Genomic DNA, 11,326 nt, shown 5'->3' on the forward strand with positions numbered 1-11,326 from the left:
TAATTATTATTAAGAAAAATTAAAAGCAAATCCCATTGAAAATGTTCGCTGAAATTTCTTTTCAGAAATACCCAATCGCTGGTTTTCAAATTGGGATTTAAAAACCAACCATTTTGTTGGAAAATAATTTATTCCAAAAGTCCAAATGTGCCTTTTCCAACGTGGATTATTAAATATACTGCCCTCTGTTTTTTGATGCGTATCAAAATAATCAAAACTGGAAAACACATACAACTCCTTTGTATTCATATTTGTAAAAAGAGCCAGGGGTTTTAAGGCAAATTCCGCATTGAATCCTGCAGCTTGTTTACCAACGGGTGTTCGTTTTACATTGAGATTATTTGATAAGTTTCTATTGGCAAGACTCAGTAATTCTGAATTTTGTAAATGGCCAAATAAAGCCATCGACTTTATGCTAAATGTTTTAAATTTAAAATAGGTATGGAATTCAGCCAAACTCACTAGGGCATTTACATTCAAATCCGGTTTGGGCCTGTTGTTTCTACTGTTTCCAGAATAAAATGAGATACCAAAAAGTTGGTCTTTTTGAAATTCATAATCCAAACGCAATACGCCTGCAATGTCTTCAATTTTGACTGTTTCAAAGCGTCTTTGATTGCCTCTCTTGATAAAATTCGCTGAGTTAAAACCGGAACCATCCAATGCGTTCACCATGCCCAGTGAATAGTTAAAATGTTTACCAAATTTGCCATTTACAAGAATCCCAAACTCAGTCCAATTGGAAGGGAGTATGGTGTTTTCTAATTGATTGTAGCTAGTGCCCAGATATTCAGTTGGTTCATCATAAAAGCTTGCAAGTCCAAATGGGAGTTTAACCCTTCCAAATGAGATTGCATGATTCTTAAACCATTGATAGGATAAATTAAATTCTTCTAACCAAATTTCACCACCCTTTTCAACTTCATATTCAAACTCTCCAAACTCCTCTAAAGGATCAAATTCCAAGGCAACGCCTGTACCTCCGTGCTCAAATTCCAATTCCGAAGTAAATTTCCAACGATCAGAAATTTGATAATCTAAGCCTATAACTGCCTGCGAAAAATCAATTTCATTGCGTTTGTCTGGAAACAATTGCCAATTAAACGCATGATAATTTATAATTCCATAAGCTTCAAAATCAAGTTTTTGGGTCAGTTGATTGAAAGATTCAGATTTCAAAGGGGTCGAATCTGTTTGTGCATTTAAGACCTGTAACCCAACAGATCCAAACAGCATGCTGCTTAATACGGCAATTTTAATAAAGTATGGTCCGATTCTAGGCAACTGGATTTTCATAATTAAATGAATAAAAGAATACTATTTAAAAAGAATTTTCTAAACGAAAGCAAAGGTCTATTGCTTTTGTTCAATTCAATATATTAAAAAAGGAAATTATTAGCCCTTTCGGGAAAATACATTATGAGATTGCATCAGTCAGGACCCGTTGCAAATCACTGGGAAAAACTCCAGTATGTTTTTTAAAAGCTGCACTAAAATTGCTTTGGCTTGAGAAGCCAATCTGGTCGGCTACTTGCGAAACACTTAATGTGGTGGTAGTTAGTAATAACCTGGCTTTCATCATACGTTGTTCTTGCACAAAATCGTAGACGGTTTTACCAAAAAGTTCTTTAAATCCCTTTTTTAAATAGCATTGGTTGATCCCAATAATCATGGCCAATTCAGGGATGGTATATGGTTTATCTAAAGTGCTTAAAATAATTTCCTTTGCTTTTAATATTTTATCCTTTTCAATTGGTTTGGATAAAAATTTACAACTGTTGCAAAATGCCTGGAGGGCGTTTTGCTCATTTTGAAAACACAAGAGCAATGAAAGTGCCTTACTTTCTAAAAACATACTTTTTAATATTCCCGAATATTTGCACTTTACAATATCGTGCAATACCATTTGCGTATTACAACAGATTTCTTTGTGGCTAAATAAGGTAAATTGATCTAAATCTAATGCTCCAAAATCATTGGAGTAAACTTCCAAAAATTCATTGTGGAAATCAAATTGCAGTTCATAGGTAGCCAAACTGTCATTTAAGGAAATATTACAATCTTGAGGAGCAAATTGGCAACGCAAGATTAGTTTATCTGAACTTCTTGTTAACGAGCAATGGCTTTCCTTAGAACTCTCTAAGGTTCTTAAGGAATATGTTAATCCAGTTCGAATCAGTTGCTCGTGAAACATTTTATAAAAACCCGTATTGAAGAATTGGAAGGTTTAATATGTAAAAATACAATTTGCATGTAAAAAGTTCATTTTTATAAAGACGTCGGACTAAAAGTTTAAAATTCTGTGGGCTGTTTGTTAAATAACTAAGGCAATTACTGATTTTGAAAGTGATACACTTAAGCCATAAAAGTATGGGAATTAAAATACCAATCCGAAATTTAATTCTATAAGAAGCGGAGGAAGAGGGATGCCGACGATTCCACAATACTTTCTTTCCAAAACACTATTTCCGTTTGAAATGTCGGCATGCTGACAAGCTTTGCTTCGTCAGCATTCGAATTTTGCGGAGGAAGAGGGATGCCGACGATTCCACCTTACTTTCTTTCTAAAAAATTATTTCCTTTTGGAATGTCGGCATGCTGACAAGCTTTGCTTCGTCAGCATTCGAATGTTGCGGAGGAAGAGGGATTCGAACCCCCGGACCTGTTACAGTCAACGGTTTTCAAGACCGCCGCGTTAAACCACTCTGCCATTCCTCCTGGCTGAATTTCAGCTTGCGGGCACAAAGATAATCTCCCTGACAAAATCCTGCTATTCTTGACTGTCTAAATTGATGATCCCGGTCCTTTTCTACCATTTAAACGTTAACAGCTGCCAAATGACCGCTGTTTTATACGAATTCCCCTTAATTTTAGAGCCTTATTAATTTATATAAGTATGAAAAACTGGATCGTTTTTTCTTGTTTTACACTTCTGAGCTGTCTTTTGTCCTGTAAATCTAAAACTGAAAATGCTCAGGTTCCAACTGATGCGCCCAAGGACAGTATACAACTTGTTGCTTTTGAACCCTCAGCCGCATTTTATGATGCTGCCATTAGTAAAATGGATTATCGTGATGGGCAATTTAAATTCACTCTTTCCGGGGATTATCAGTTGGGGCAACAAACACCGGATGCGCCTCAAAAAATGTGCGCTAACTCGGATAAAGGTCAACACATTCACTTAATTGTGGACAATAAACCCTATGAAGCCAAATATGAATCCGAATTTCACTATAAAATCGAAGACGGCAGTCATTATGTACTCGCCTTTCTTTCCCGTTCTTACCATGAAAGTATCAAAAACCCAAAGGCATCCGTATTGATCCATGCAGAAGTCAAAGACAGCTCCTTTAAAAAACTGAGCCCTGTAGATATGCCCATGCTATTTTATTCCCGGCCTAAAGGAACTTATGTAGGAAAAGACACTAAAAAAGTGATGCTTGACTTTTATTTGGCTAATTGTCGTTTAGGTCAAATGTTTAAAGTAAAAGCAGAAATCAATCAAAAGGAATTTATCATTGATAAATGGCAACCCTATTACATGACAGGTTTACCAATGGGTGAGAATAAAATTAAATTAAGTTTATTAGACAGTGCGGGTGTTCTGGTTAATAACCCATTTAATCCAGTAGAACGAACTTTTACCCTACAAGCAGAACCGGGTCAGAAATAATTTTGTTTATCTTTGCATTCCTTTTTAAGAAACCAGGAGAACCAAAGCGTTCAACGGTCTATTAAGAATCACATGGTGGTTGTAGCTCAGTTGGTTAGAGCATCGGTTTGTGGTTCCGAGGGTCGTGGGTTCGAATCCCATCATCCACCCATTTAAAGCCCCTTTTTTGGGGCTTTTTTTATTCAACCCAGATTTTTCTTTGGCTTAGTATCGCGAGCCTAAATTTCTTCTAGATCAAGAACTTACACATATTTTTATTCACAATATAAGCATGACCGCACTTATGCTAAAAATATTTTATTTGCAAAGATTTTATTGGACTTTTGAGGCTCACTACGAAATCAAAAGAAAAATACTGGTTTAGATCCATTTGATTTGGAATTCTCCGCCGGAATGGAATTAAAACTGAGAAACAATTCCATAAACCCAATTGGATATTAAAAAGGGTCTCAATTTGTTTTGGTGCAATTTTTACAAGAATCGGATTGTTTTCTTCTGATTTTGTTTCAATTTGAATCCCTATCGAGGCCGAATTAAATCAATGACCCGTTATTAAAATTTTCCGGATAGCAGATTGATCCAAATCAGCAGCATTGATTCTTATAAAATATAAACCTGGTGGAAAGGCTTCGGTAGTAATCGGATTACTTGTTGCGCTGCTTATATATTGACCCAACAAACTGCCATCTATTCTAAGTATTTCAATCTGATAAAACCCATCAATCCCTTCAATGATTAGTTCATGATTTGAATTAATATAAAGTTTTGGATTCTTAGCAAATACTTCTTGATTGGCATCGGGAATCAAGACTACTGGAAATTCAACTCGTTCACTTTTACAGATCAAATCATTGGAGCGAACTACCCAATCGTAGAAATAATAATAGTAACTATCTCCTTTGTCTGATGTATTGATCCGAATTTTATCTTCAATAAAAAATGGGTAATAAAAATTCTGATCGGATCGATACAATCTGGGACTAATTGATCCAAAAATTGCAGTGTTTTGTATTGAATTGGTAGTTAATTTATATGGTTTTTCAGCGGGGGGAATATTAAAACCAAGAAATACCTGATTACGTCCTTTGACCGTGTTTATTTCTTGTTGTTGAATCACCACACCATTTGCATCTAATAATTCAATGATTCGTTTACCGGGGTCATCTGTGTACACCGTGACAGAATCTAAAATCACCGGATTATAAACCGTAAACAACATTTGATTATTAATAAAATTGGCATGGTAGGGTGACGCACTATAACTTGGGGTTTTTAATCCTCCGTGTACATGAGGGTATCTGTTTCTATTAAAATATTCAAGCCAATACGATGTTGATTGCAACAAACTGTCTGTAGTAAAAAAAGGTCCACTTGCTATTGGAAACAAATCGTCTTCGTTTCTAAACCATAAACAAGAGTCGGCGCCCCCATTTAAAATTCTGGGACCTGATTTATAGGCTGTATCGGGGATAATTTGTGGTGAAAGTGGTGTATCAAAAAACTGTAGATTAAGTGTGTCAGAATATTCCAGATCACAAAAACCTTGTCGGATGGCATAATACAATCCGCTTGTTTTTATTGTTAACGATGCAGCGCTATCTGTTGTGGACCAGCGCACCGATTCTTCGGGGTTCAATGCCAATTCCAATTCATCACCTGAACACAAGTATTTTGTGTATCGGTGATTTAATTGAATTTGATTTTTTGGATTCAGATACACAGAAACCGGATCTGAAATAAAAAAACAATTATTAGAATCCCGTGCAGTATAATAATAAACACCTTCCTCAACGAGTTGGATCTTATATGAGTTACTTCCTGTATTCCAATGAATATCCCGAAATCTACTATCAGCAATTAAATTGGTATCAATGGTGCCACAAAAGAATAATTTGTTTGGCTTTGTTCGATCTACTATCTGATAACATCCACTTTCATAAAAATTATATTGTGTGTTTGGAATTAAATTGTAGAAAACTTCTTCTAAACCGGATGGCCAATAAATATAAACACTGTCAACACGTGACGCCTTAGCCAATCCAAAATAAACAGCCATACTATTTTGAATTCCATAGGATTCACCTGCATGAACTTCCCTGATTTGAATCTTACCATTTACAAACAATTTAATTTTCGTCCCAATTCCATTTCGATTGGAATGAGTCCCTTCAAAATTAAATTTTATATAATGATTTCCGTTTGATGGATTAAGCCAGAGCTTATCTTGTTTGTTGGAAGGCGCATTTAACAGATCTGCATAACTTGCATAAAGGTCCAGACTGCCGTCATTATTAAAATCTCCTGTTGCGCAACTCGAAAATGCCTGAGAGAAAGCTTCTATGTCTATTTTTTCGAATTTAAAGCTGCCCAGATTTTGCCACAATTCGGTACCTGTGCCTGTTAGCAAAATGTCTAAATCTCCGTCATTGTCATAATCAAAAGCAACTGCTTGCAGGGCGATTCCATTGTATTCCAAACCAGTACTTGCCGTAACATTTTCAAATCGATGATCTGCAGTCTGCTTAAGCAAATTACACGGAGTATAATGATTGATAACAAAAACATCTGTCAATCCATCGTTGTCAAAATCTTCAAACAAGCTAGCCCAACTTTGATCTCCAATATCTAATCCTCGAGTGACCGCCTGGTTGTTCCAAGATTTTGTTAAACTATCATAAACATAAAACAGATTGAGTCTTCTGGGATCTCTCGGATCATTTACTCCTGGCTTACATTTTGAAATGTACAGATCGGGGATACCATTCCAGTCAAAGTCGGTCCAAATGCAGCCATAATTGCCTGCTGAATTCCCGACACCGGGTAATTCCAAATTAATTATACTGCTATTGCGTATCAGTTGACCGGTTGAATCATTTAGATAAACCCGTGATGCCGCATTGTCATCGCAAATGGTGAAATCAATCCAGCCATCCCGGTTAATATCAAAAAAGCAAGCTGCCTGGGAGAAAAAATAATCAACATCTGAAATTTTATCAGAAAATCCAGTAGCTGATTGATATAAAATATGGACTTGTGTTCCTTCTCCACTTAACGCGATGTCATTGTATCCATTTCGATCAATATCTGCAACATTAATAGAATAGACTGCTGTAAGACTATGAAATGGCAATTGATTCCAAAAAAAATGGGCTGAACCGTCATTGATTCCGTACCATAATTTTTTGGACTGGTCAAGAATTAATAAATCATCCGTAGCGTCTCCGTTGACATCTGTAGCAGCGATTGCAATGCCACTGAAAAAAGATTTACCTAAAGTGTGTTCGTTCCAGATTGATTGTGCAGAAATAAACTGCTGCAAAACCAATAAAATTATTGATAAGCAGGTTAAACGAATCGGGTGTAGCTTAAATTTGCTTTTCATAGTATGCAAATATATTAAAAAAATTATAATATTTGAACTCCCTACTGATTCAACGCCTGTTCCTGTATAGCCGCTATTATCTGAGTGCCAAAAGCATTTATCAAATGCATGCACCCTATTTGTTTGAATTGCTACAATTTGTATATGATCCGGACAGAAATTATTATGATTTTATAAAAATCCATGAGGCATCAAAATCCTTAGAATCAAATTATAATTTGATTGCTGAAAATGATTTCTCAAAAACGCATCAACAAGCAGGACTGAGCATTGGTGCTATGTATAAGAAATCTGGACATACCTTGACAGCCTATGAGTGCTTGTATCGATTGGTTACTTTTATTAAGCCTAAAAATAGTTTGGAGCTTGGCGCATCTGTCGGAATGAGTGGTTTGAGTATGGCCCTGGCTAATAAATACGGTATTCATACCAGCGTTGAAGGAAATTCATCGCTCGCTGAATCAACAAACCGATTATTTCAAAACTATGAACTGAATTCTGCTCGTTGTTTGCATTCCCGATTTGATGAATTTTTATCAAATAACCCCCGTTCCAATTTGTTTGATTTTGTATTTATCGATGGAGACCACCGATACCAAGCGACCCTGGATAATTTTAATAAGTTGCTTGATATGCTTACAGAAGATGCAGTCTTACTAATAGATGACATTCATTGGTCAGCAGAAATGCATAAAGCCTGGATTGAATTGAGTCGACACCCATCCATACATTGCAGTTTGGAAATGATGCGATGGGGTTTATTATTTAAATCAAAAAAATTAACAAAAGGATGCTTTAGTTATATCCCTGTGTATTATAAACCCTGGCAAAAATTTATCTGAAATTATTTCATGAAACCTAAACGAGGTCTGTTAAATACATCCCTTCTGTCTTTTCCCGGAACAAACGACAAAACGTCTTCTAATTCAATTATCGTTTGATTTGTTTTTAGCAGCTCATTTTCACTTAAATTGGAAAGACGAATATTTTGGAAGCGAATGATTTCTTCACATATCGAACGAATCACCCTGGCATTGCCAAAAAACTTGTCTTTACTATCAAATAGATAGGCTAAATAAGCACGCAAATGGGTATCTGCTGCATCGCTGATATGCAAGTTGACATCTGAAAACATTTTCATTGCAATCATAAACAATTCCTCTTCGGAATAGTCTTCAAATTTTAGAATCTTATCAAAGCGACTGCTTAATCCAGGATTTGATTTTAAAAAGAGCTCCATAGAATCTGTGTATCCAGCTACAAAGACAAAAAACTGTCCACGCTGGTCTTCCATCCGTTTCAGGAGGGTTTGAATGACCTCACTTCCGTAATCAGCGTTTTGTTGATTCACGGAACTGAGTGAGTAAGCTTCATCAATAAATAAAACGCCACCCATAGCCTCTTCAATTTTTTCTGCAGTTTTAATTGCAGACTGGCCAATGTATCCTGCTACCAAACCCTGGCGATCGGTTTCAACCATGTGACCACGTTCTAAAATTCCAAGGGCTTTGTAAATCTTTGCTAATATTCTTGCAACGGTACTTTTTCCGGTTCCAGGATTTCCCAGAAACACCGTATGTAGAAAATGTTGATTTAATACTTCTTTACCTGATTTACGGGCAAATTGAACAATGCGAACCAATTCTCGGATTTCTTTTTTTACTTTTTCAATTCCTACCAGTTGATCCAATTCAACTAAAGCAGTTTGCAATAATTCCTGATCTACTGGAATTAATGGTTTAACATGCACAGGTTCTAATTCGATCTTTTGCACATCTTCCAGGGTAACGCTACTTAATAATTCCACTTCCAATTCCTGAGGTGCGCTATTTGACATCACCCGAATTCCAAGATTTATTTTTGCTTTTTCCACGAGATCGAAAACAAGACGTGCGTTACCAAAGGTATTGTCGCGGTTGCGATAGGCTTCGAGAATAAGATGCTGTAATTCTTCCACAGCATCTGATTTAAATTGAACCCCTTTACGCATCATTGCAAAATTTGCGATTTCATAAAGTTCCTGTGGCAAATAATCAGGAAATTCAAAATACAATTTAATTCTGGATTTTAAGCCGGGGTTTGAATCCAGAAAATAGCGCATTTCTTTGGGATAACCCGCCATGATGACTGCAAGATCACCAGGTCCATTTGACATTTCTTTTACAAGAATTTCAATTACCTCTCTTCCAAAATCTTTGCTGTCATCATTGGTTCTTGCCAAAGCATAGGCTTCATCAATAAACAAAACGCCGCCTCTTGCTTTTTCAATAACTTCTTTGACTTTTGGTGCGGTTTGTCCAATATATTCTCCAACCAGTTCTGCACGATCCGCTTCATAAACATGTCCTTTTGAAAGCACGCCCATCTTGCGATACAAACGACCCATCATTTTGGCAATAGTCGTTTTACCTGTTCCGGGATTTCCATAAAACACAGAATGCAAAGCCAATTTTTCTTCTTCCCGAATTCCTTTTTCTTGTCTTAGTTGTAAAAATTTAACGTATTGCGCATGTTCGCTTACTTTTCTCTTTATATCCTGTAAACCGATTAATTGGTTTAACTCAGATAAGATGTCTTCCAATTTAGATTGATCGGGTTCGATCCCTGGCAATACGATGGGATCAGATATATGCGGAAGTGTTATAGGAGCAATACCTTCTTCAAACTCAAAAGCCACCTCAAAAGGCATCACAGCCAAAAGGCGCTCCATAAATACTATTTCAACCGTATATAAACCTTCCCACCAGGATCCTTTCACATTAGAGCCCCACCCAGCTGTAATAAGTATTTTCTCATCTTCTCTGCGTACCGGAACCAAACGGGTTACTTGTCCTTTTAATTCACGAGACTCATTTAAAAACTTCACAAAGAGTTCGCATTGCCAATGTGCTTGAACACTTTTATTGTCCAGGACCAATTCTGCATAGATATATCTGGTTTCTTCCCCGTTAAATGTTTTTACATAATTCCGTTCTTCTTGAGAAACATCTTCAAAAGGACCCTCATACAATTTAAGAGATTGCAATTCAATATAAGGTCTGTCGGTTTCAGTTTTAGAGACTCCAGGATCTTCAATATAAAAATACTTACTCCCTATTTTTTCTCCATCCATCCAGGCTTCCCAATAATAACTGCCCTTCTTCCAAAAAGAGCCTTCCTTCTTATTACCCCAACCTTCCCGAATAAACACCGTATGATCAAATTTTGAAATCTTACGCCGGAAGCTGAGATTGCAAACTTCTTTCTTGGTTTTAATTAAACTAAAGCATTTTAATTCAATGTCAGTCTCCCAGGATTCCTTGTCAAAATATTTATTAATAAATGATAGTTCGACATAGATATAGGACGTATCAAATCGATCAAATACCTGGCGGTACTTTTTTTTATTATCTGCCAGCCATTCTGTAGATGCGTAAACCTTTAGTTCTTTAAACTTAAATTTTTTGGTTTCGGGAATTTTAATTTCTTCTTCCATTTTGGTTTATACCAGATTCAAGATTAAATATATAACACATTTATTCAAAAAAGGATGGTTCAGTCAATTTTTTAAAAAATCCTGAATTTCCATAAAAAATGAACTTTTAAGCGGACTTCGTGTTAAGCTTTCAGTTTTATAATGGCTAGAATACATTTTATTTTTGAGGACAAGCTCATAGCCGATCGGGTGGTCGAGTGCCCTGCTTTGGATAAATCGATCCTGGAAATCACTGAAGAACACGATATTCATCTCAATCATAATTGTGGTGGCGTTTGCGCCTGTTCAACCTGCCATGTTTATATCCATTCCGGAGAGTCCTTTTTAGAATCCATTTCAGACAAAGAAGAAGATTTTATAGATCGGGCAATCAATCCCAGGCTGGAATCCCGTTTGGCATGCCAATGCATTTTACTGGACGAACAAGCAGATATCAAAGTTGAGATTCCTGACCAAAAAAGAATTATTGGACACGAACATTAATACCTACAAGCATGTCATTTAAAGAAATTGAAAATTTACCTATTCATTGGGCAGATCATGAAGACATCGCAATGGCCTTATATGAACGTTTTGGAAGTGAATTTAATGAAGGTAAAATATACAGAATTCGTTTCACCGATTTAATAGAATGGGTTTTGGAAATTCCAAATTTTGAAGGACATCGCGACGCCTGCAGCGAGGCTCATCTGGAGCAAATACAAGCCAAATGGGTCTATGAATGGCGGGATAATAATTCGTAATTTGTTGTAGAACAAAACCTGCAGTCCTTTCAATAAATATTATTCCTTTTTAG

The 11,326-nt window shown here is 36.3% G+C and carries 8 protein-coding genes and 2 tRNA genes; 5 read left to right on the forward strand and 5 right to left on the reverse strand.

Annotated elements, in window-relative coordinates; genetic code table 11:
* Positions 1-9: 9 nt before the first annotated feature.
* From IPJ80_01335 to IPJ80_01345, 3 genes are all read right to left on the reverse strand, one after another.
* Entirely contained in the window at positions 10-1,296 is a 1,287-nt protein-coding gene (locus IPJ80_01335; protein MBK7912125.1) for a hypothetical protein, read from the reverse strand.
* 121 nt (positions 1,297-1,417) lie between these two features.
* Positions 1,418-2,086 (reverse strand): helix-turn-helix transcriptional regulator, encoded by a 669-nt coding sequence (locus tag IPJ80_01340; protein MBK7912126.1) that lies wholly within the window; start codon positions 2,084-2,086, stop codon positions 1,418-1,420.
* A 547-nt stretch (positions 2,087-2,633) separates the two neighbouring features.
* Positions 2,634-2,718: transfer RNA gene (locus tag IPJ80_01345), tRNA-Ser, on the reverse strand.
* Between the two features lie 178 nt (positions 2,719-2,896).
* Between IPJ80_01345 and IPJ80_01350 the strand changes: the two genes are divergently transcribed.
* Together IPJ80_01350 and IPJ80_01355 are read left to right on the forward strand one after the other, a co-directional pair.
* Positions 2,897-3,673, forward strand: coding sequence for a phosphopeptide-binding protein (locus IPJ80_01350; protein MBK7912127.1), 777 nt, complete (start codon positions 2,897-2,899; stop codon positions 3,671-3,673).
* A gap of 75 nt (positions 3,674-3,748) precedes the next feature.
* Positions 3,749-3,822, forward strand: a tRNA-His gene (locus IPJ80_01355).
* 389 nt (positions 3,823-4,211) lie between these two features.
* On the opposite strand, the gene IPJ80_01360 is transcribed toward IPJ80_01355, so the two are convergent.
* On the reverse strand, positions 4,212-7,055 hold the full coding sequence (locus IPJ80_01360) for a CRTAC1 family protein (GenBank protein MBK7912128.1): 2,844 nt from the start codon (positions 7,053-7,055) through the stop codon (positions 4,212-4,214).
* A 32-nt stretch (positions 7,056-7,087) separates the two neighbouring features.
* Here IPJ80_01360 and IPJ80_01365 point away from each other — a divergent pair, with 32 nt between their 5' ends.
* Positions 7,088-7,897 carry a class I SAM-dependent methyltransferase gene (locus tag IPJ80_01365; protein ID MBK7912129.1) on the forward strand — a complete coding sequence of 270 codons (810 nt, stop codon included), beginning with the start codon at positions 7,088-7,090 and terminating at the stop codon, positions 7,895-7,897.
* A gap of 2 nt (positions 7,898-7,899) precedes the next feature.
* On the opposite strand, the gene IPJ80_01370 is transcribed toward IPJ80_01365, so the two are convergent.
* On the reverse strand, positions 7,900-10,530 hold the full coding sequence (locus IPJ80_01370; GenBank protein ID MBK7912130.1) for an AAA family ATPase: 2,631 nt from the start codon (positions 10,528-10,530) through the stop codon (positions 7,900-7,902).
* 141 nt (positions 10,531-10,671) lie between these two features.
* Here IPJ80_01370 and IPJ80_01375 point away from each other — a divergent pair, with 141 nt between their 5' ends.
* Together IPJ80_01375 and iscX are read left to right on the forward strand one after the other, a co-directional pair.
* Positions 10,672-11,013 (forward strand): 2Fe-2S iron-sulfur cluster binding domain-containing protein, encoded by a 342-nt coding sequence (locus tag IPJ80_01375; GenBank protein MBK7912131.1) that lies wholly within the window; start codon positions 10,672-10,674, stop codon positions 11,011-11,013.
* Between the two features lie 11 nt (positions 11,014-11,024).
* On the forward strand, positions 11,025-11,273 hold the full coding sequence (gene iscX, locus IPJ80_01380) for a Fe-S cluster assembly protein IscX (protein ID MBK7912132.1): 249 nt from the start codon (positions 11,025-11,027) through the stop codon (positions 11,271-11,273).
* Positions 11,274-11,326: the final 53 nt, after the last annotated feature.

The organism is Saprospiraceae bacterium (assembly GCA_016714025.1).
GTDB lineage: Bacteria > Bacteroidota > Bacteroidia > Chitinophagales > Saprospiraceae > Vicinibacter.